At 40.8% G+C, this 20,848-nt stretch carries 27 protein-coding genes, 1 tRNA gene and 1 pseudogene; 25 read left to right on the top strand and 4 right to left on the bottom strand.

Annotation, left to right across the window (positions count from 1 at the left end; all coding sequences use genetic code 11):
• The first annotated feature begins 120 nt into the window (after nucleotides 1-120).
• The 24 genes and pseudogenes from ftsB to LQ983_RS05510 all read left to right on the top strand — a co-directional run bounded on the left by ftsB (nucleotide 121) and on the right by LQ983_RS05510 (nucleotide 14,812).
• A complete protein-coding gene (gene ftsB / locus LQ983_RS05625) occupies nucleotides 121-399 on the top strand; it encodes a cell division protein FtsB (RefSeq protein ID WP_032998222.1) in 279 nt (92 codons plus the stop codon).
• Entirely contained in the window at nucleotides 399-1,094 is a 696-nt protein-coding gene (gene ispD, locus LQ983_RS05620) for a 2-C-methyl-D-erythritol 4-phosphate cytidylyltransferase (RefSeq protein ID WP_230621922.1), read from the top strand. The genes ftsB and ispD overlap by 1 nt, the downstream gene beginning before the upstream one ends.
• Nucleotides 1,091-1,570: a 2-C-methyl-D-erythritol 2,4-cyclodiphosphate synthase gene (gene ispF / locus LQ983_RS05615; RefSeq protein WP_230621921.1), complete on the top strand. Its 480-nt coding sequence runs from the start codon at nucleotides 1,091-1,093 to the stop codon at nucleotides 1,568-1,570. The genes ispD and ispF overlap by 4 nt, the downstream gene beginning before the upstream one ends.
• Nucleotides 1,567-2,577 carry a tRNA pseudouridine(13) synthase TruD gene (gene truD, locus LQ983_RS05610; RefSeq protein ID WP_230621920.1) on the top strand — a complete coding sequence of 337 codons (1,011 nt, stop codon included), beginning with the start codon at nucleotides 1,567-1,569 and terminating at the stop codon, nucleotides 2,575-2,577. The genes ispF and truD overlap by 4 nt, the downstream gene beginning before the upstream one ends.
• 14 nt (nucleotides 2,578-2,591) lie before the next feature.
• Complete coding sequence (surE, locus tag LQ983_RS05605; protein WP_230621919.1) at nucleotides 2,592-3,332, top strand: 5'/3'-nucleotidase SurE; 741 nt, start codon at nucleotides 2,592-2,594, stop codon at nucleotides 3,330-3,332.
• A 27-nt stretch (nucleotides 3,333-3,359) separates the two neighbouring features.
• Nucleotides 3,360-3,935: a YqaA family protein gene (locus LQ983_RS05600; protein ID WP_230621918.1), complete on the top strand. Its 576-nt coding sequence runs from the start codon at nucleotides 3,360-3,362 to the stop codon at nucleotides 3,933-3,935.
• Between the two features lie 13 nt (nucleotides 3,936-3,948).
• On the top strand, nucleotides 3,949-4,137 hold the full coding sequence (locus tag LQ983_RS05595; protein WP_230621917.1) for a lipoprotein: 189 nt from the start codon (nucleotides 3,949-3,951) through the stop codon (nucleotides 4,135-4,137).
• An 11-nt stretch (nucleotides 4,138-4,148) separates the two neighbouring features.
• Nucleotides 4,149-5,333, top strand: coding sequence for a murein hydrolase activator NlpD (gene nlpD, locus LQ983_RS05590; protein WP_230621916.1), 1,185 nt, complete (start codon nucleotides 4,149-4,151; stop codon nucleotides 5,331-5,333).
• Nucleotides 5,334-5,478: 145 nt separating this feature from the next.
• Nucleotides 5,479-5,573: transfer RNA gene (locus LQ983_RS05585), tRNA-Sec, on the top strand.
• Nucleotides 5,574-5,968: 395 nt separating this feature from the next.
• Nucleotides 5,969-7,102 (top strand): tyrosine-type recombinase/integrase, encoded by a 1,134-nt coding sequence (locus LQ983_RS05580; RefSeq protein ID WP_370636680.1) that lies wholly within the window; start codon nucleotides 5,969-5,971, stop codon nucleotides 7,100-7,102.
• A gap of 617 nt (nucleotides 7,103-7,719) precedes the next feature.
• The gene (locus LQ983_RS05575; protein WP_230621915.1) at nucleotides 7,720-8,478 is read left to right on the top strand and encodes a Fic family protein; all 759 of its coding nucleotides are present in this window, start codon (nucleotides 7,720-7,722) and stop codon (nucleotides 8,476-8,478) included.
• 158 nt (nucleotides 8,479-8,636) lie between these two features.
• Complete coding sequence (locus tag LQ983_RS05570; protein ID WP_230621914.1) at nucleotides 8,637-9,215, top strand: hypothetical protein; 579 nt, start codon at nucleotides 8,637-8,639, stop codon at nucleotides 9,213-9,215.
• 183 nt (nucleotides 9,216-9,398) lie between these two features.
• Entirely contained in the window at nucleotides 9,399-9,605 is a 207-nt protein-coding gene (locus tag LQ983_RS05565) for an AlpA family transcriptional regulator (protein ID WP_111303810.1), read from the top strand.
• Between the two features lie 24 nt (nucleotides 9,606-9,629).
• Nucleotides 9,630-9,905: a helix-turn-helix domain-containing protein gene (locus tag LQ983_RS05560; protein ID WP_230622613.1), complete on the top strand. Its 276-nt coding sequence runs from the start codon at nucleotides 9,630-9,632 to the stop codon at nucleotides 9,903-9,905.
• 2 nt (nucleotides 9,906-9,907) lie between these two features.
• Nucleotides 9,908-10,228, top strand: coding sequence for a hypothetical protein (locus LQ983_RS05555; protein WP_230621913.1), 321 nt, complete (start codon nucleotides 9,908-9,910; stop codon nucleotides 10,226-10,228).
• Nucleotides 10,229-10,486: 258 nt separating this feature from the next.
• Nucleotides 10,487-10,630 (top strand): hypothetical protein, encoded by a 144-nt coding sequence (locus LQ983_RS05550; RefSeq protein ID WP_230621912.1) that lies wholly within the window; start codon nucleotides 10,487-10,489, stop codon nucleotides 10,628-10,630.
• A gap of 6 nt (nucleotides 10,631-10,636) precedes the next feature.
• Entirely contained in the window at nucleotides 10,637-11,113 is a 477-nt protein-coding gene (locus LQ983_RS05545) for a helix-turn-helix domain-containing protein (protein ID WP_230621911.1), read from the top strand.
• 315 nt (nucleotides 11,114-11,428) lie between these two features.
• On the top strand, nucleotides 11,429-12,214 hold the full coding sequence (locus LQ983_RS05540; RefSeq protein ID WP_230621910.1) for an OB-fold putative lipoprotein: 786 nt from the start codon (nucleotides 11,429-11,431) through the stop codon (nucleotides 12,212-12,214).
• A 111-nt stretch (nucleotides 12,215-12,325) separates the two neighbouring features.
• Entirely contained in the window at nucleotides 12,326-12,493 is a 168-nt protein-coding gene (locus LQ983_RS05535) for a host cell division inhibitor Icd-like protein (protein ID WP_230622612.1), read from the top strand.
• A complete protein-coding gene (locus tag LQ983_RS05530; protein WP_230621909.1) occupies nucleotides 12,486-12,815 on the top strand; it encodes a hypothetical protein in 330 nt (109 codons plus the stop codon). Before LQ983_RS05535 ends, LQ983_RS05530 begins: the two co-directional genes overlap by 8 nt.
• Nucleotides 12,812-13,015: a hypothetical protein gene (locus LQ983_RS05525; protein ID WP_230621908.1), complete on the top strand. Its 204-nt coding sequence runs from the start codon at nucleotides 12,812-12,814 to the stop codon at nucleotides 13,013-13,015. Before LQ983_RS05530 ends, LQ983_RS05525 begins: the two co-directional genes overlap by 4 nt.
• 90 nt (nucleotides 13,016-13,105) lie before the next feature.
• Nucleotides 13,106-13,363, top strand: a pseudogene (locus LQ983_RS05520) (hypothetical protein); the annotation flags it as partial.
• 824 nt (nucleotides 13,364-14,187) lie between these two features.
• Nucleotides 14,188-14,502, top strand: coding sequence for an integrase arm-type DNA-binding domain-containing protein (locus LQ983_RS05515; protein ID WP_230621907.1), 315 nt, complete (start codon nucleotides 14,188-14,190; stop codon nucleotides 14,500-14,502).
• 52 nt (nucleotides 14,503-14,554) lie between these two features.
• The gene (locus LQ983_RS05510) at nucleotides 14,555-14,812 is read left to right on the top strand and encodes a hypothetical protein (protein ID WP_230621906.1); all 258 of its coding nucleotides are present in this window, start codon (nucleotides 14,555-14,557) and stop codon (nucleotides 14,810-14,812) included.
• A gap of 237 nt (nucleotides 14,813-15,049) precedes the next feature.
• On the opposite strand, the gene LQ983_RS05505 is transcribed toward LQ983_RS05510, so the two are convergent.
• Both LQ983_RS05505 and LQ983_RS05500 read right to left on the bottom strand, forming a co-directional pair.
• The gene (locus tag LQ983_RS05505; protein WP_230621905.1) at nucleotides 15,050-15,259 is read right to left on the bottom strand and encodes a YnbE family lipoprotein; all 210 of its coding nucleotides are present in this window, start codon (nucleotides 15,257-15,259) and stop codon (nucleotides 15,050-15,052) included.
• On the bottom strand, nucleotides 15,256-17,982 hold the full coding sequence (locus tag LQ983_RS05500; RefSeq protein ID WP_230621904.1) for a YdbH family protein: 2,727 nt from the start codon (nucleotides 17,980-17,982) through the stop codon (nucleotides 15,256-15,258). Before LQ983_RS05500 ends, LQ983_RS05505 begins: the two co-directional genes overlap by 4 nt.
• A 252-nt stretch (nucleotides 17,983-18,234) precedes the next feature.
• On the opposite strand from LQ983_RS05500, the gene deoC reads away from it, so the two are divergent.
• Nucleotides 18,235-18,906, top strand: a complete 672-nt coding sequence (deoC, locus tag LQ983_RS05495) for a deoxyribose-phosphate aldolase (protein ID WP_230621903.1) — start codon at nucleotides 18,235-18,237, stop codon at nucleotides 18,904-18,906.
• Nucleotides 18,907-18,992: 86 nt separating this feature from the next.
• Here the strand turns inward: deoC and LQ983_RS05490 are convergent, their stop codons facing one another.
• Both LQ983_RS05490 and atpD read right to left on the bottom strand, forming a co-directional pair.
• Nucleotides 18,993-19,421 carry a F0F1 ATP synthase subunit epsilon gene (locus LQ983_RS05490; protein WP_230621902.1) on the bottom strand — a complete coding sequence of 143 codons (429 nt, stop codon included), beginning with the start codon at nucleotides 19,419-19,421 and terminating at the stop codon, nucleotides 18,993-18,995.
• 41 nt (nucleotides 19,422-19,462) lie between these two features.
• Nucleotides 19,463-20,836 (bottom strand): F0F1 ATP synthase subunit beta, encoded by a 1,374-nt coding sequence (gene atpD, locus LQ983_RS05485; RefSeq protein ID WP_006719891.1) that lies wholly within the window; start codon nucleotides 20,834-20,836, stop codon nucleotides 19,463-19,465.
• Nucleotides 20,837-20,848: the final 12 nt, after the last annotated feature.

Below are 20,848 nucleotides of genomic sequence, written 5' to 3'. Positions count from 1 at the left end.
TTACTACGATACACCTCAATTTTTAAGAAATTATTCGGCGCAGGGCGGGCAATATCGCATTTTGGTGCAATTCAAGGTAAACTAGGCGCAATTTTTTTCGATTCGATTTACCGGTTTTTTATGCGCTTATTTCTCTCTTTATTATTCGCGGTTTTGGTGCTGTTCCAATACGATTTTTGGTTCGGCAAAAACGGCTATTGGGATTATAAAAACACCACCAAAGAAATCGCCGTCCATCAACAGGAGAATGAAAAACTTTCCCAACGAAATCAAATCATTGCTGCAGAAATTAAAGACTTAAAAGAAGGGGTGGATGCCATTGAAGAACGCGCCCGTTTACAGCATGAAATGGTGAAACCGAACGAAACTTTCTATCACATCGTCAAAGAACACAAATAATGACCTCAAATCGCAAGATTATCGCCGTTGTGCCGGCGGCCGGCATTGGCAGTCGGATGCAGGCGGACAAACCGAAACAATACCTTCCTATTCACGGACAACCTATTTTGCAGCACACCTTAAACGTGTTGCTTTCTTATCCACATATCAGCCAAATCGTGTTGGCAGTGGCTGCCGACGATCCTTACATTGCTCAACTTAATCTGACACAAAACCCAAAAATGACGTTGGTCGAAGGTGGGGCAACCCGTGCGGATTCGGTGTTAAACGGATTAAACGCAATACAAAATGCCGGCACGGATGTTTGGGTAATGGTGCATGATGCGGCACGTCCTTGTTTAACCCACGGCGATTTGGATAAATTGCTTGAAATTAATGATGACAATGGCGCGATTTTGGCGATTCCGGCGACGGATACCATCAAGCGTGCGCTGCCTTCACAACAAATTGCCCACACCGAAGATCGCAACCAACTTTGGTTGGCGCAGACGCCACAATTTTTCCGCGCAGAGTTGTTACGAAATGCGCTAATCCATGCACAACAGCAACAGCTTGCCGTGACTGACGAAGCCTCTGCCATGGAACTCGCGGGATTTCGACCGCACTTGGTGGCTGGGCGTAGCGATAATATTAAAGTCACCCGCCCGGAAGATTTGGCGTTGGCGGAATTTTATTTAATGAGGAAGACAACATGATACGAATCGGCCATGGTTTTGACGTTCACGCTTTCGGCACCGACAATCCGCTCATTATCGGCGGCGTCAAAATTCCCTTTGACAAAGGCTTTATCGCTCATTCCGACGGGGATGTGGCGCTCCATGCACTGACTGATGCGTTGCTTGGCGCGGTGGCCTTAGGCGATATCGGCAAGCTGTTCCCCGACACGGATATGCAATACAAAGGCGCAGACAGCCGCGTGTTATTGCGCGAGGCGTACCGTCAAGTACAGGAAAAAGGCTATGTCGTAGGCAACGTGGATGTCACCATTATCGCCCAAGCACCAAAAATGCGCCCGCATATTGACGCTATGCGTGCCCTGATCGCACAGGATTTGTCTGTCGACATCGAACAAGTGAATGTCAAAGCCACCACCTCAGAAAAACTTGGCTTTACCGGTCGCGGTGAAGGCATTGCCTGTGAAGCGGTCGCCTTATTGGTACGCAAACCATGATGGACTTAGCCTATCTGCAAAAAACACCGCCAAAACAGACCGCACTTTTAAAAGCGGAATGTGCAGATTTTGTGGTGAAAGAACAACTCGGCTACGACATGAGTGGCGATGGTGAATTTGTTGCCGTGAAAGTGCGAAAAACCGATTGCAACACCTTGTTTGTGGGCGAGCAACTGGCGAAATTTGCCGGTATTTCTGCCCGCAATATGAGCTACGCCGGTTTGAAAGATCGCAAGGCTGTTACCGAGCAATGGTTCAGTCTGCAAATGCCCGGGCAACCGACACCGGATTTCAGTCAATTTTCCCTCGAAGGGGTAGAAATTCTGGAAGTCACCCGCCACCAACGCAAAATTCGTATCGGTAGCCTACAAGGCAACCATTTTGAGATTTTACTCCGCAATGCCGAAGAGACCGACGAACTCAAAGTGCGGTTAGATTTTCTGGCAAAAAACGGTTTCCCAAATTATTTCACCGAACAACGTTTTGGCCGTGATGGTAATAACTTAACGCAAGCATTACGTTGGGCAAACGGCGAAATTAAAATCAAAGATCGCAATAAACGTAGCTTCTATCTTTCTGCTGCACGCAGCGAAATTTTCAATTTAATCGTGTCCAAACGGATGGAATTGAACTTGGCACAGCAGATTTTGGTCGGCGATGTTTTGCAACTTAACGGTTCGCACAGCTGGTTTGTGGTGGACGAGTGGGAAGATTTGGCGCAGCTGCAACAGCGTTTGGCACAACAAGATGTTTTACTCACTGCGCCACTTATCGGCGAAGAAGAGAAAAGTGCGGTGGATTTTGAACATGAAATTTTCGCCCAACATCAGGCGTTATTCGCGTTAATGCGCCAAGAACGTATGAAAGCGGCACGTCGCCCAATATTAATGCAGCCACAGCAATTCCAATGGCAATTTGAACCAAACGGCTTGCGACTTCAATTTGACTTACCGGCGGGCAGTTATGCCACTGCGCTCATTCGCGAATTGGTCAATGTCGAAAATTAAAACACAGGAAGAATATGAATATTTTATTGAGTAACGACGACGGCATTCACGCGCCGGGCATTCGCGCCATGGCAGATGCCTTGCGCAAGATCGCCAACGTCACCATCGTCGCACCTGACAGCAACCGCAGTGCCGCCTCAAGTTCGTTAACCTTAGTGAAACCATTACAACCGTTACATTTGGAAAGTGGCGATTATTGCGTTAACGGTACGCCCGCCGATTGCGTGCACATTGCGCTCAACGGTTTTCTTTCCGGGCGCATCGATTTAGTGGTATCCGGCATTAACGCCGGCGCAAACTTGGGGGACGATGTATTGTATTCTGGTACCGTGGCTGCCGCCTTTGAAGGGCGTCATCTTGGCTTGCCGTCTATTGCGGTGTCTCTTGACGGCCGTCAACATTTTGAAACAGCAGCCAGTGTGGTATGCGAACTCGTCCCTAAATTACATTCTCAATTATTGGGCAAACACGAAATTCTTAATATTAATGTGCCGGATGTACCTTATGAAGAGCTCAAAGGCATTAAAGTCTGCCATTTGGGTTACCGTTCTTCTTCCGCCGAAGTCATTAAACAACAAAGCCCGCGTGGCGAAGATATTTATTGGATCGGGCTGAGCGGATTGCCGGAATATGAGGGCGAAGGTACAGATTTTCATGCGGTAAAAAACGGCTATGTCTCCATCACGCCAATTCAAGTGGACATGACGGCGCACCACTCAATGAAGGCTTTACAACATTGGTTAGAAAGTGAATAATTTCACCCTTCAAGATAAGGAAACGAAATGAATTTGTTTGGCGCAATGTACGATAAAACCATGGCTTGGTCGAAACACCGTTTCGCCCCATTTTGGTTATCGTTTGTCAGTTTTATCGAAGCAATTTTCTTCCCCATTCCGCCGGATGTCATGCTTATCCCAATGTCCATGTCAAAACCGCAAAGTGCGGTGAAATTTGCCTTGTTTACGGCGATCGCCTCCGTGTTGGGCGGTATCATAGGCTATGCACTGGGTTATTATGCGTTTGATTTTGTAGAACATTATATTAACCAATGGGGCTATCAAGCACATTGGCAAACTGCCGTTCAGTGGTTTGAAAAATGGGGCATTTTAGTGGTGTTTGTGGCTGGGTTCTCACCAATTCCTTACAAGGTTTTCACCATTTGTGCCGGCGTGATGCAAATGGCATTTTTACCCTTTGTCATCACCGCGTTTATTTCCCGTGCGGCAAGGTTCTTATTGGTCGCCAAATTAGCCGCTTGGGGTGGCGAAAAATTTGCAGCTAAACTGCGCAAATCCATTGAAGTCATCGGTTGGTCGGTGGTGATTTTAGCCGTTGTCGCTTATTTTATTTTACGTTAATCAAGGTTATAAAATGAAAAAATCAATTTTATTATTGTCTATGATATTAACTCTCGCGGCTTGTTCTTCTGATGACGCGCGCAAAGACGAAAATTCACTTCCACCGGGCATCATGCAACCGGTAGAAGGCACCGGCGCTATCGCAGGCGGTAGTTGGATGCCCGAAATTCAACAACAACGTATGCCAACAAATATGCAATAAGGAATACCTCCATGAAAAAATCCTTTTTACTTTTACCAATTACCCTTGCTGTTCTTACAGCTTGTAGCTCAGATTCTCCAGCCCCGGTAGAAAGTGCCGACGGCACGTTATCACCGGGCATGATGCAACCGGTTGATAGCCCATCTATGGGGGGGAATGCGACATGGGAACCGCAAATTCAACAAAGTAGCGTACCCAACAGTATGAATGCGCGAATGCCTCAAGCACCGGCACAATCTGCGCCACAGCCGAATTTCCAACCAACTTATCAACCACAACCGGTACAAAAACCACAACCAACGCCGGCAGTGCAAAATAAACCACAACAAACCTCACAGGATTTCACGATTCCACGTAATCCAACCACCAACGCACCGGATTACAGCCAAATTAACAAAGGTTTCTACAAAGGTAACACCTACACCGTACGCAAAGGCGATACCATGTTCCTTATCGCATACATTTCCGGTTTGGATGTAAAAGAATTGGCGGCTTTAAATAATATGAAGGAACCTTACAATTTAAGCGTAGGACAAACCTTGAAAGTGTCTAACGGACGTTCTCAAAGCGTGGCACAACCTGCTGTTGCGCCACAACCACAAACGCCAGTTCAACAACCGGTGAGCAGTGAACCAACCGTTACTTACACACCGGGCGCAAATGGCACACAATATGGTTCTGATGGCACTATCACCGGCCCGGTAAAAGCCACCGCAGGCGGTTTACCGCCGGTAAATACCACACCGGTAAATCAACCAGTACAAATTCAAAACCAACCCGTGGTAAGCCAACCAATCCCACAAGACAATGCACCGCTCGCCTCCACCATTGCTTGGCGCTGGCCAACAAGTGGTAATGTCGTTCAAGGTTTCTCTAGTTCCGATGGTGGCAATAAAGGGATTGATATTGGAGGTTCTCGTGGTCAAGCCGTTAACGCTGCGGCAGATGGACGTGTCGTTTACGCCGGCAACGCACTCCGCGGTTACGGAAATCTTATCATCATCAAACATAACGATGATTTCCTCAGTGCCTATGCCCACAACGACAGCATCTTAGTGAAAGATCAGCAAGAAGTGAAAGCCGGCCAACAAATTGCCAAAATGGGGAACACCGGCACTAACGATGTAAAACTTCACTTTGAAATTCGTTACAAAGGAAAATCCGTTGATCCGACACGTTATTTACCACGTCGTTAATTTCAACTTATAAAACTAAAAGTGCGGTCAGAAATTTAATCATTTTTCTGACCGCACTTTTTATTTAATCAATTCAGGCTATTATTTTGCGACTCAGCTTGAATCGCTCCGACTTTTGCGCTAAAGTTCGCACCAATTTCGAAAAGGAAGATCGTCGTTTCCGGTGAAGCGGCAGGACTTCAAATCCTGTTGAGGCTGCCAGCAGTCTCGGGTAGGTTCAACTCCTACGATCTTCCGCCAATTCATGTCATCCTGCATAAATCCACATAAACAATCGACCAAACAAACCCAGTATTTAAAAGGCTTTATTGTAATTTATCGTAAATCTACATAAACTACTAGCAACGATTTTTAGTACTATATTTTTCCGATAGTACTATTTTTTTCTAATTTACTCCCTGAGAACTCTCTAAACCTCAAAAAATTATAGTACTAAAACGCAATTTAGTTCTTATAAATCAATTCACTAGAAATCAGCAATTAACAGGACTTCTTCTGTTTTTGATGGTACTAAAATTTATGGCACGCATAATTAAACCCTTAACCGACAAAGAAATTCGCACTGCCAAAGCGGATAATTTCCACTCAGAGACAGCAACAGATTATCTCTAGAACTTACCACCACCGGCGCGAAAATATGGCGTTTTAATTACTTCAAACCTTTTACCCAAAAAAGAACCAACATCAGCCTAGGTAAACTATCTGATATGACATTGACACAAGCACGGGCAAAGCGTGAAGAATATCGGCAACTCTTAGCAAAGAATATCGACCCACGCACCTACAAAGCCCAAGCTAAACAAGAAAGCGCCGCCAAACAGAACCGCACTTTTGAGCGCATGGCGGAAGCATGGTTTAAGGATAGACAGCTTAAAGCTAATTTCACCGAGCGCACCGCAAAAGACACATGGGCTTTATTTGAACGGCATATTCTCCCCGCTATCGGCAAATATCCAATCGACCAACTGACCGCACTTATCGGCATTAATGCTTTCAAGCCATTAGAGCGCGCAGGAAAATTAGAGACCGTTAGAAAAATACTAAACAACGTGAATCATGTAATGCGCTATGCCTTACACCGTGGCTTGATTGCCACCAACAACTTAGCCGAAATTCAACGGGAATTTGATAAACCGCGTGTAAAAGGCATGAACACCATAGAACCGGACGAGCTGGCGGAATTTTTAGCGAAATTCTATCAAGCAAGAGATGACGGCAGATTTTCTCTATTGTCGTTCTATGCCGTGATGTTGGCAGTGTTAACCGGAAGCAGACCAAGCGAAATAGCACGGGCGCAATGGGATGATATAGACACCACAGCGCAGACATGGAGCTACCGAGTACAGAAAGGCAATAAGAATTTACCGGAGGGGCGATTGCATATCGTCACCCTCTCCCGTCAAGCTGTGGCTATCTTTGAGAAAATGCGGGAAATTCAGACCGCACTTAATCTAAACAGCGCCTTTGTTTTTGCTAGTAGTACTGCCAAGAGTGGACATATCACCATTGAAGCCTTGCGCATGGCAATTATTCGGAGCATGGGCGACGGGAGATTAACAACCCACGGTATTAGACACCTATTCAGCACCTCACTTAATGACAAAAACTACAACGCAGATTGGATTGAAAAAGCCCTATCACACAAGGATAAGAACGCCATTAGAGGAACATATAACAAGGCTTACTATATCAATCAGCGGGCGGAAATGTTGCAAGCATGGGCGGATTATGTGGAATCATTAGCTCCCTCTCCAATAGTCGGGAAATAACAATCAACCCACATTCTTTTTACACTCGAACGGTAGTCTTTATAGGCTGCCGTTTTTTATTAATTAATTCTGTTGCGGGAGTTTTTTTTCAAATCTTAACCACTTTGCCACTTCAACCACTTATTTTCTTATAAGTCATTAAAAAATAAAGAATAGTTAGAATTGGTTACACAAGTGGTTAAAGTGGTTACTGAGGGGTAAAAGGGCATTTTTGACGATTTAAACCCGTTTTATTTTTTGTTTTTTGAGGATTATTTAGAATAAAAGCAAGCGGCAGGGGCGATAAAATCTCTATCACCGGCAGCAGAATAGACCGCTCATTCAATTCAATTTTCATAACCGCGAAATTAAGATTTAACATGATGTCAGATAAAGCAGACTGATTCGCCACTAAGTAAAGGTACTCCTGAGGGGAATAGCACTCCCACGGGGTTTAGAGCGCGCGGAGATTGCCTATTTTTTGAATTTCTAGTCATCATCATCTTCCGGCTAAATTGCTTTTTTATAGCGGTCGAAAACCTGTTTATTTATACAGATTTTTCTTGCAGACAGTATTGAAACACCACTTGCCTTATGAAAGAATAAACCAACGTAAAATGCCGTAAAGCCACAGAAATATGAATAAAAATTTAACCGCACTTTTACAGCAATGTGATGAATTAAAAAGCCGCCTTTCCACTTTGAGACCACTCACCGGAGAGGAGCTAGCACGGTTGCGTAAAGAATTTGTTATTGAGACAACGTACAACTCAAACGCTATTGAGGGAAACTCGCTTACCTTGCGGGAAACTGCGCTTATTTTAAATGATGGCGTAACCATTGCCGAAAAACCAATAAGAGAGCATTTAGATGTTATTGGTTATAAAGACGCATTTTATTTTCTCTTTTCAATGGTGGCAGATGATGAGCAGTTAAGTGAACGCACAATAAAAGAACTTCATTCATTGGTATTAATGAGCAATGCCGAACATAAAGGGCAATATCGGAAAATTCCTGTGAAGATACTTGGGGCAGAAAATTCACCAACAGAACCGCACTTCATAGCAGAAGAAATGGCGCGTTTAATAGATACCTATCATGAGCGAATAAGCCACCACCAAGAACACCGGATAGAATCGATCTCGTGGTTACATTTAGCCTTTGAATCAATTCACCCGTTTATTGACGGAAACGGACGCACCGGGCGTTTACTATTGAATTTTGAATTAATGAAACACGGGCTTTTACCGGTAGATATTAAATTCACCGACCGAGCAAAATATTACGCTTGTTTTGACGATTATCACCGTACAGGCAAGGTTGATATGTTGGCGGAATTAATCGCCGGTTATGAACGGGAAAAACTGGCGCAATATATGGCAATTTTAGAGAGTTAGAACAAAATTCAACCATTAGAAAATTTCTAATAGTTCAACAGGCTAGCAAACAAAGTGCGACTAGGTGCGGATTAATTACCCGAGCCGAAAGAATGAAACCCTATTTTCATTTTGTCGCACTTCCTTTCATGAATAGGGCAACGCATAGGGGCGTTTTTATGAGCGAATTTCCATACAAAGCATGTTATGATGAGGAAGATAATACTTGCTGGGCTGAAAAAAACTACGATTACTTTTTAAGTAAAAATAAGTTTAATGAAAAATTGGAAAGCTTAAAGCGTATTTTAGACAATGTGGTAACGTTCTACGGAAGAGATATTTTTGAAGATTTTAATGAGCTTGAGGATGAACTAAGCAGAAAAATAGATCTTTTCAGTTTTAAAACTGAACTTATTTCTTTTCTGCTTTATATCGGAGAGACTGGGCAAGATGAGTTGTTTAAAAAAGACAATATATTAAGAATTGCTCACTTAGTCGTAAAGTATGAACGCTTACTCAATTTATTAGGTATAGCTAAAAATGCAGTCGCAAAACAAAATAGAGCTAAACAAGACCGAACTAATCCTAATAAACAAAAAGCAATAGATGAAGCTATTAGGATATGGGGGAACTCCCCTAATTATTCGCTAGATGAGGTGGCGGAAAGAATTAGAAATGCTAGAATTACCGATAAATCACATTCCACAGTAAAACAATGGATTTCAAAATATAATCCAACTAGAAGAAAGAAAAAATAGCCGGTTTATACCGGCTTTTTTATTGCCTAAATTATTCGAACAACAGTCAATAAAACTATTTAACAGTTATTGAATTTTATCTACTGTTGATGTGATTTTATTCACCGTAAAACCCTCCCACAATACCCCTACGCCGTCCACTGATGGCGGTTGATATTCACTTATAAACATAAGGGGTAAGCAATGACACTTCAACTACAAACCGATCCAAATAAACGTTGTTCACTGGCAGAAGTAAAGAATCTTGCCGGCGGCGTATCACACACATTCATTTATCAGCAAGTGAAAAAGGGCTTATTAGCACCACCTGAAAAATTAGGACGTATGAGCCGTTGGAAATATGCCGATGTGATGGCGTGGCTAAATGGCGAAACGGCACAGGCGCACTAATAGGGAGGGGAACGAATGAATCAAATGCCTTTTCTTTCCACCACCAGCACCGGCGAACAACGCCGATTCACTATTGAGCGATTAAAAGAGCGCCCGCACAGCACAAACGAATTGCGACAAATGGGCGTTTATTCTCCACCAGCACGCATTAAGGAATTGCGCAATCAAGGTTATTTAATTGATACGTTCTTTCGTGATGAAACCGACAACACCGGCTTAATTCACCGCGTAGGTGTTTATGTTTTACATGAAAACGCAGTAAGCCAAAAACGCAATCAGACAAGCATAGAGGGACTTTAACTATGAATAGCACAAACACACCAACTCAACCACAAAAGCACGGCACAGCAACACTGTGGAGCATTGAAGCTCAAATTGCCGAGATTTACGAAATCGCAGACGCAGGATTGAACGGTGCGATTTATCAAGTGAATGAACACGGCGAAAGAATCAGCAAGAGCAAAGAGGAAGTGTTAGATCTGATTTTGGATAGGGTCACATTGGCTTTGATGGATATTGATGATCTAAAACGACAAATTGAAGCCCTAGCCATTCACCACGAAGCCAAAGCTGAGCGGGATTATTTAACGTTGCCGGTGGTGGACTTAGGAGGTGCGCAATAATTGAACAAGAAACAAACCAAGCCACCAACGAAGAACAAGAAAAGCCTACGCTGACAATGGCGTGGGCATATATCGCCAAACTGAGAGAAATTAGCGGCGCAATGGTGGCAGGAAGAAAACTTAAAGACAACCTGACGCCAGCCGATATATGGAATCTTGTTCATGTGCAGTTAGGTAACACAGAACGCTTGATTGAAATCGCACAAGAGCAACTAAAGAGGATTTAGATAATGAGTTACGGGCAGGAAGTACGACAAGATGAAAGCTGAAATTATCAATCTATTACAAACTACGCAAGCCCTTGATGGTGGAAATCAAGGCATTAATGCGCGCGATGTTCACCGACTTTTGAAAGTAGGGCGATTGATAACACTGGCAGAACGGGAACGCCACCATTCATAAACAAAAATGCCTATGCTTTCTTCAATAATGGGCATAGGCAAGATTAAGTATCAAATTGAACGGGTTTATTATATGACGGGTTACGCAGAAAAGAAAGCGCGAAGAGGTACAAGCCCTTTTATGGGGATTAGAAAGGATATTCTTAAAAGCCCTCATTTTCGCAGTTTAACCGGTACAGAAACGAAAGTATTTCTACACCTTTACGGCGAATATAACGGCTCAAATAACGGTTATTTAGCACTACCATACAATAAGGCCGATGAAGATCTGAATATTAGCCGCCAACGATTAAGTAGGGCCTTGAAAGGCCTTGAAGTGAAAGGCTGGATAGAAAAAAGCAGACAAGGCGGGAAAGGGCGTTTATCGTATTATGCAGTAACGATTGAACCTATTGATGAAGTATTGAAGAATGGCTTAAGTGTTCATAATTTAGCACCAACAAAGACAGCCTCTCATAAATGGCGTAATTATCCGGTGAAATAATTTTTTTCTTCAATTGGCAACAATGATTTTTTTTATACTATATGGCTAGATATATAAACACGTTACAAAATCATACCAAGTCCCCCCCTAAAATAAGTATTATTTCATAACGCCAAAAAGAAAAAACAGTATTTTTAGCTCAACATTTAAACAATAACGTTACAAAATCATACCAACTTAGTTCCCAAATCATACTTGAGAAAATCTAAATTTATGTTGTTTTATAGTTGGATTTTCTTATGTTTTGATATATTACAAACATAAAAAGTAGTTTATAGTAGAATCAACAGCTTTAAATCAATAGGATCTAATAAAATGAAAAAAATATTATTACTAATTTTATCATCTATAACGGGTTTTGCTTTTGCTGAGGGAGTGAAATTCCAACCAACGGATAGAGAAATAAACGCAATACGTCTAATTTTTGAGGACGATATAAAATCATTTATTAATAATGGTGAAACCGCATTTGAAGAAGACTATAAAAACAATGAACGTCTTCGTAGTTTAAAAAAAAGTATAGATACTGAAACTATTTTAAAAACATATAGTGAAAACAAGACTAAAGGGGATAAGCTCTACAAGAATAAAACACTCATTGTTAAAGGAATAATAAAAGACATTTATAGAGGAGCTAATGATGAACCGTATGTTTCATTCGCAACAGCGAACAAATATCAATTTAATACAGTAGAGGCTAGATTTAAAAAGCCTGAGCAAGATAAACTAGCGGACTTCCGAACATTTTCACAAATTGTTCTATCTTGTACTGGAGCAGCGATTATTAAAGATTCTATAGCGTTACACAATTGTGAATTTGTTAATAAAAAAGAGATTATTGATGATACTTTGGTATCTTATATGAAGCAGATCGAAGAGTTAAAATTAGGTCATATTGTTAATGTTCCAGTTTCAATTAGGCAGATTGCATTTTTAGTGTCAGTAGTATCGAAAAAAACAGATGATTTTGCTGAGTGTAAAGACAATATAGACTTTAAATGTGTTAATAAATTATTAGATAACATATTCGAACAAGGGCAAGATAAAATAATGGCTGAATTTGCTCCTTTAGCTGAGTATTTACAAGTAGAAGATAAATAGTTTTATTATCCAAATATTAAGCTCACATAGAACTGTGAGCTTTTTTCATTTCTATCAAATTAACCTATAAATACCTATTGAAACTTAAAAAATCATAATTGAGAACTCAAAATCAGACTTCTTGCCGATAATGAACAACAAGCACGTTCACGTTTTACTGATGGGAATACCTTGTTATTAGTTGGCAGAATCAATCAACCCCCACTGAAAAACAACCGCACTTTAGCGGCTACTACTTCCCTTTCTGTATCTGCTGAAATGGAGGTGGCTCATGCTTAGTTATGATGCAATTCAAATCATTCTTCAAGACATAGTGAATAGTAACGGAGTAAGCGAGGAAACCTTAGAGAAGATCCAGACTGAAAGTGAATGCCTTTGTGGAACTATCGAATATGGATTGATGGAGTTAGGCGACATGATAAGCCGTTTAGGCTTCTTTGCTGAGAGTAAGCAAAACTTTGATCATCAAGCTATGAGCAATGACAATGTAAAACATATCGGAGCATTAATTCAGGCTAACGCATATTTTCTAAACACATTGCGCAATGTATCACTAGAAGCCACCTATTACCTTAACGGTGGAAATCAGGGGGCGAAATGATGAGTAACACTAAATTCCATTACACCCTTGTTTTTACCTATGACAACGGCGACCAGTTCACTGCAGGTCAATATTGTTCACTTAGAGACGCACTACAAGCCAAAATCAGAGCAAAAGCCGAGATTGGCGAAACAGATATTAGCGGCAGACGTTTAGAAACTATCACTGTTTTAGCGGAGGGCAAAAATGAAACCAACTAACTCAATGGCGCTTTCCACTAACACTAACCAATCAAAAATTGGATCGGTTAAAAATACGCAAGGAAACGAGCATAGAGAGACTAAAAATAGAAACTATCATTCAACCCGTTAGCCTTTGAGTACGCTCAGCTTTCCCGTCAATTTAAGCTAATTCATGATAGTAACCGTAAATGCCTTGAAGTTTATCCGGACGACTTCCACCACAAACTAAAAATGCGTGGGGAATGTGTTGATTTAGTGGAGCGGTTAAAAGGTGGTGGAAAGCTGTTTAATGAGCTGGCAAAAGCTACCAATTTAACAAAAGAACAGACCGCACTTTTAAAAGACTTCAATCAGGCAAACGACTTTTTTCAAAAGTAGTGGAGTAGATTGAGCAGTTACAGGACATTATATGGACTTAGATCTGGTTGGGTTTTAATATTGGCGGCAGAAAGGTTATCTACGCTAGTGAGCGACGATGGCAATTGAAGCCCGACAGTCCTAGCAAATTGATAACCTTTTGTTTTATTCCGATACAACAAAATGACTTAGACAGTCGTTTTTATTTGTTGGAATTCTCTTTTTATAATGTCAAAAAACTCTTATGCGGTGGTGGAAATGCGAAAGGAAAAGATGAATTGCGAAACAGATAGCAAGCCAACTTTGAATCTTGGATAGAAAACGGCGGAAAAGATGAATTGCGAAACAGATAGCTACCGAAACAGCCGATTTAATGCCGTGAAACATGGTGGGTATAGTACGGCTTTTCTCTCTTTGAGTAAGGAAGAATGGGAGCAAATTTTCGACCGGTTAAACCGTGGGAAAAAGCGCTTGCATGGGGTTAATTTTAAAAAGCCCTCGTGAGCTTAAAAATTGTGTGAAAAAATAGACAAAATAAACGATTAAAAAAATTTTAGTACTATAAATAGTACCATAATTAGATACAGTAAAAATTAAATCATTTAAAAACAATTATTTATACTATAAATTCAACTCCTACGATCTCCGCCAATCCATGTCATCCCGCATAAATCCACATAAACAACCCACCAAACAAACCCTGTATCTAAAAGGCTTTATTGTAATTTATCGTAAATCTACATAAGCTACTAGTAATCATTTTTTAGTTCTCCGTGCAGTTCCCCAGACGCGGAATTTTTAATTACTGCCTAATTTTTATATAAATAGGTTCTTTGCAAGGAACTAAAATAGAAATTAGAAAATCGAAGCGCAAATCGAAGGAATATACGCTTTCCGATAATGGCGGTCTTATTCTACGCATAAAGCCAACCAGGGCGAAGTTATGGATTTTTAATTACTATCACCCAATCACAAAGAAACGGGATAAATTAGGTTTAGGAAGCGACCCTGAATTATCCCTTGCTGATGTGCGCTACAAGCATGAAGAATATCGGCGCTTATTGGCAAATAATATCGACCCACGCACCTACGAAGCCCAAGCTAAACAAGAAAGCGCCGCCAAACAGAACCGCACTTACTGGCATTAATGCCTTCAAGCCATTAGAGCGTGCGGGGAAATTAGAGACCGTCAGGAAAATATTGAACAACGTAAATCATGTTATGCGTTACGCCTTGCACCGTGGCTTGATTGCCACCAACAACCTAGCCGAAATTCAACGGGAATTTGATAAACCGCGCGTAAAAGGCATGAACACCATAGAGCCTGACAAACTGACGGAATTTTTAGCGAAATTCTATCAAGCACAAGATGACGGCAGATTTTCTCTGTTGTCGTTTTATACCGTGATGTTGGCAGATAAAACAGATTTATTCACCCTTGAAGAAAGGTGCTCCTGAGGAAATAGCACCTCCACGGGGTTTCTGACGCGTAGAGACTGCCAATTTTTTCGCATTTCTAACCATCATCATCTTCCGGTTAAATCGCTTTTTTATAATGCCCAAAACCTCTTTTTTATAGCGTTCAGAAACCTCCCGATTACCCCAGCCAATAAACTAAAATAAAAAGCCTTTAAAACAAAAGTTTTAAAGGCTTTTTATTTCTTATAATACGGTGCGAACCTATGCGGAATTTCCTTATTTCACCGAAGACTTTACGCTAGCACCTGTTGCCGCTTGTGTTTTTTCATCCATTTTGACAGTGATATTATGATCTACTACTACATTCATGTTGATAGTAATGCCTTCTTTAGGCGTATCTAGCTGAATCGTTGGGGTACAAGCCACAAGCACAAAACAAAGCAATAAGCAAAAAAAGTGCGGTGATTTTTTCAGGTGTTTTTTCATTTTTCTAACTGCCGATAAAGTCGATGTTGTAATTTTTGTTCAAATTGCGAGCCGTAGTCTATCATGTCCCACAACTCAAACATATTTTCTCTATGCATATAATTTAAAGTTATCGGATGATGGCTTTGCTTAGTAGGATTAAACCCATTGATAGTCGCACGTAATGTCATTTGCCCATTGGGCGCTAAATCAATGGAAGCCTGAGAGCCGTTTAATTCCAATTCTTTAAGTAAATCCACTAAAATACCTTCTGTCCAACCACCTTTTTTTAAGCCATCCACAACACTCTCATTCACTTTAAGGTGTAATTTACCTACTTGCTCCAATTTACCATTACAAATCAAACACGTTTTATGTCCCAACCAAAAAGGAAATGTTGCATTTGCCCGCCCGTTTAAACTCAACTGATTATACTGCGCCATTTCTAGCACTTGTGCTAAGTCAATATTTTTAAAAGAAAGCAATGCCATTTGTCGCTGAGGAAAATTCAACTTATCTACTGTTAATTCTCCATCAAACAAACCTATTTTTACCTTACTTAAAGTTAACGGATGATGCTCTGAATAAGGATAAGTGCCGAATATATCAAACGTTCCATTATGTGTTGTCAGCGCCCCTATTCTCATATTTTTAACAGAAAAGTTAATCGGTTGGTTTGATTTAAGCTGTAATTTAAGGTTTTGATAATTCAAAGGAAAAGAAATATTAAGTCCCTCAATTTCACCATCCGGCATGGTGATTTTACCATGGTGTAAATTTAATATACCGGTCATGGCAATACCGCCACCATTAATAACAAAATCACTTTCGCCTTTAATACTGCCTTGGTGGATAATCCATTCCCATTGTCGCGGAAACAAGGATTGGAAAACTTTCGCAGATTGTTCCTTCCAACTAATTTTTCCGCTAAGCACGTTATTTTCATATGTTGCAAACAAATCTAACGGACCAAGTGAACCCGCTTTTAAATCGCCTGCAGCATTAAAGTGATCGATGCTTTTTCCATCAATCCCTAAACCAAAAACCGGTTTTTCAAACCGTCCACCATAGGCAAATTCAATCCAATCGGTTTTTGCTTGCATCAATCCTCGAATGTGTTTTTTTTCGTAATTCCAACGTAAACAATCTTTCAGCTCTAAAGAAAGAGGTGCCATTTTGACGCCATCAATACTCACTTTTCCAGAATGCACAAAAAGTTGGTTAAGCTCAATATGATCCCCCTCCCAAAAACCAATACCTTTCATATTTACCGGTGTTTTTAAAGATTTCCACAGAGCATCACCTTCAATTGTCCAATCCCAACGATTTGCTGCCTGCAATTCAGCTACGCGAAGTTTTTGTCGCTCATCACGCAATTCAAAAATTGTTTTAATACCGGCAATAAACTCATGGGCCAACCCATCTAATTTCAAATCCAATTGTTCAAATTGTGGTGTAAATCCTTGTAACGTTGCTTGCAATCGCCCTTCTAAGCCATATCGCCCAATTAGAACATCATCTAAAGGTACGCGCACATGGATTTTTGAGTCAGACTGTAAATTATCCATTTTAAAAATAGAGCCGGGGTAAAAACGCAATAAAGGCAAATCAAAGTCACCACCAATATGATATTTCAAGTTCGTTTGCGCCACTGTATTGTTATAACGTAAATCCCCCCGAGTCATCATCTCAAAGAAAAGAGAATTTTTATTTTCACCGCCGCCTATCTCTCCATTTTTGCCCGAAATGACAATTTCTCCTTTACCTTGTTCGCCAAAGGTTTGCAATATAACATTTAAATCTAAGCCTAAAGGTAACCAACCTTCTTTGGGTTTACGAACAGCCAACCCTAAGAAGCCTTTTATCGGCTGATATCCATCAAACGTCCAATAAAAAGTCCCCCAAGAAATATCCAATCCGCTCTCCGTAAAAGTAAAAGGAACATCAAGCAAAGGAGCATTTCGAGTTAAATCTTGCGCGGTTATTTTTCCCTCAACCCCATTCCAAACAAATTGAAAATGTCCTTTTTCTACCGTCCATTGCGAATTCTGCCAATCCAGAATAATGTCCCCCTGTGAAGGCGGCTGCCATAATTCATCATTAAGTTGCAATGTGAAATTTAAATGATAGTTCTCTGTGGTAGAGGGATGAAAATCTGTTTGTCCATGCCATTGAAAGGAGGAATGTTGACGAACAAGAGTAGAATGATGTTGTAATAGCAATCCTGCATTCGTTCTAGTATTAGCATGAAGCTTCAGTTGTTCACCATCATAATGCGCGGTTACTGACATATCAGAGGAAATCAATTGATGTAACATTGGTTGTTGTATTTCATCCAGCCCTTTAATACGTAAATGTTCAATAACCAATTCACTATCAGGAATCATGTCAAAAAGTGCGGTCAATTTTGGCGGTGTTTTTGTCTCTTCACTCACAGGCAAATAGTCAAAACAAGCATAATCCAGTACCGCACTTTCCACCTCAAGACGAGGCGGCCACCAATTCAAACGAACATTTTGTAACGTAGCAAGCGTGCATTCTGAGGTAGCCAACTGTAATTCAGAAAGTTGTAGTTCACTACTTTGCATCAGCCATTGATCTGAAAGCTGTAAACGGTATTCAGGCAATAAAAAATGGTTAGCCATTTGTTCCACCTGTTTGGGCGTCAACCACCATGGCAGAGAACACACCCCAACCACTAACACAAATAAAGCAAACAAGGCATATCGCCACCATTTTTTCATTACAACCTCATATAACATTTTAATAGCCACGCAGGCGAAAACACTGTTCTCAACACATTCTAACGGAATATTGCAACGAAAAACACGGTAAAAACCCACCGCACTTTCTCCCTCTTTTTCTTCATACCCATAATAAAAAGCACAAAGATTATTCTCACTTACAGCAAAACCTTAGAAACGTTAAATGGATCACGTTCATTAAATTTATTTTAGTTATAATTGTTGAATTATTTTTCTAAGGAGGAAATACAAATGGAAGCAAAACAAATTGCACATTATATTGATCACACTGCACTAACCGCGGAAAAGAGCGAAACAGATATTTTGAAACTTTGTAAGGAAGCTATTGCCCACCAATTCTTTTCTGTATGCATTAATTCCGACTACATTCCTTTAGCAAAACAAAAATTAGCGCATTCCAACGTAAAAATCTGTACGGTTGTAGGATTTCCGCTAGGTGCCAATTTAACTTCAGTAAAAGCGTTTGAAACAGAACAGGCCATTGCTGCCGGCGCAAATGAAATTGATATGGTAATTAACGTTGGCTGGATTAAATCGGGAAAATGGCAAGCTGTAAAAGAAGATATTCAAGGTGTTCTTAATGCCTGTCATGGCGTACCACTAAAAGTAATTCTGGAAACTTGCTTGCTTACCAAAGAAGAAATTGTCCATGCTTGTGAAATTTGTAAAGCATTGCAAGTGGCTTTTGTTAAAACCTCTACTGGCTTCAACAAAGGCGGAGCTACCGTAGAAGATGTTGCACTAATGAAACAAACTGTAGGCAATATTGGTGTTAAAGCCTCCGGTGGTATTCGTGATACACAAACAGCATTAGCCATGATAAATGCTGGCGCAACTCGTATTGGGGCCAGTGCGGGTATTGCTATCGTAAACGGATTAAAAGATACAGATACTGGTTATTAAGTGAAAATAAAAAATCTGCATTCTAAATAACGAAGCAATTCGATTCTAGAATGCAGATTTAATACAGGTTTTAAAGTACGGTGAAATTAGCGTTTAGATTTCACTAACTTCTCAGTAAGTTCGTAAGCACGAAGTTTTGCCAATTCTTTAGAAAGTTTAGACATTAACAATTCGTAATCAGCATCATGGTGATGTTGACGAATGTTTTCTTCCGCACGTTTCTTAGCAGCAAGAATACGCTCGCTATCAAGCTCTTGACCACGAATTGCTACATCCGCAAGAACAGTAACAATTGTTGGTTGAACTTCTAAAAAACCGCCGGAAACATAGATAACTTCTTCATTATCATTTTCTAAAGTAAATTTAACAATACCTGGCTTGATTGCTGTTAATAAAGGGGTGTGCCCTGGTAAAACACCAAGCTCACCCTCAATACCTGTTGCTTGAACACTTTTCACATTACCGGAAAAGATTTTTTGTTCTGCACTTACGACTGTTAAATTAAATGTTGCCATGTTTTTCTCCTTCAAGTTTGATATGCATCAGCTTGAAGTGATTACATATTTTTGGCTTTTTCTAGCGCTTCGTCAATTGAACCAACCATGTAGAACGCTTGTTCCGGAACATGATCGTATTCGCCGTTTAAAATACCTTTAAAGCCACGAATGGTTTCTTTTAACGGAACGTATTTACCTGGTGTACCATTAAATACTTCAGCAACGAAGAACGGTTGTGATAAGAAACGTTCGATCTTACGCGCACGCGCTACAACCAATTTATCTTCTTCAGATAATTCATCCATACCAAGAATCGCAATAATGTCTTTCAATTCTTTATAACGTTGTAAGATACCTTGTACGCCACGAGCAACATCATAATGCTCTTGACCAACAACTAATGGGTCTAATTGACGAGATGTAGAATCTAATGGGTCAACCGCAGGATAAATACCTAAAGACGCAATTTGACGACTCAATACAACGGTTGAGTCTAAGTGCGCAAAGGTTGTTGCCGGAGATGGGTCAGTCAAGTCATCCGCAGGCACGTAAACCGCTTGTACGGACGTGATAGAACCTGTTTTAGTTGAAGTAATACGCTCTTGTAATACACCCATTTCCTCAGCAAGGGTCGGTTGGTAACCTACCGCTGATGGCATACGACCTAAAAGCGCAGATACTTCCGTACCAGCAAGAGTATAACGATAGATATTATCCACGAAGAATAATACATCACGACCTTCATCACGGAATTTTTCCGCCATAGTTAAACCGGTTAACGCAACACGTAAACGGTTACCCGGTGGCTCATTCATTTGTCCGTAAACCAAAGATACTTTATCCAATACGTTGGAATCTTTCATTTCATGGTAGAAGTCATTACCTTCACGGGTACGCTCACCTACACCTGCGAATACGGAGTAACCTGAGTGCTCAATCGCAATATTACGGATTAATTCCATCATATTCACGGTTTTACCTACACCCGCACCACCGAATAAACCAACTTTCCCCCCTTTTGCAAACGGGCAAATTAAGTCGATAACTTTGATACCGGTTTCTAATAATTCGGTACTGTTTGATTGTTCTTCGTAGCTTGGTGCAGAACGGTGAATAGACCAACGTTCTTCTTCGCCAATCGGTCCTTGTTCATCAATTGGGTCTCCCAACACATTCATAATTCGACCAAGGGTTTTTGTACCTACCGGTACTTGAATCGGATCGTTTGTGTTTTCTACTTTCAAACCACGTTTTAAACCGTCGGAAGCACCTAATGCGATACAACGTACCACACCGCCACCTAATTGTTGTTGAACTTCAAGGGTCAAACCTGTTTCAACATTTAATGCATCATAAACTTTTGGTACTGCATCTTGTGGAAATTCGACGTCAATCACCGCACCGATGATTTGTACAATTTTACCTGTCGCCATTACCGTTCCTCT

It is taken from the genome of Aggregatibacter sp. Marseille-P9115, assembly GCF_920939465.1.
Taxonomy (GTDB): domain Bacteria; phylum Pseudomonadota; class Gammaproteobacteria; order Enterobacterales; family Pasteurellaceae; genus Aggregatibacter; species Aggregatibacter segnis_B.
The sequence above is the reverse complement of the archived record's forward strand: the minus strand, read 5'-3'. Positions and strand labels throughout refer to the sequence as shown.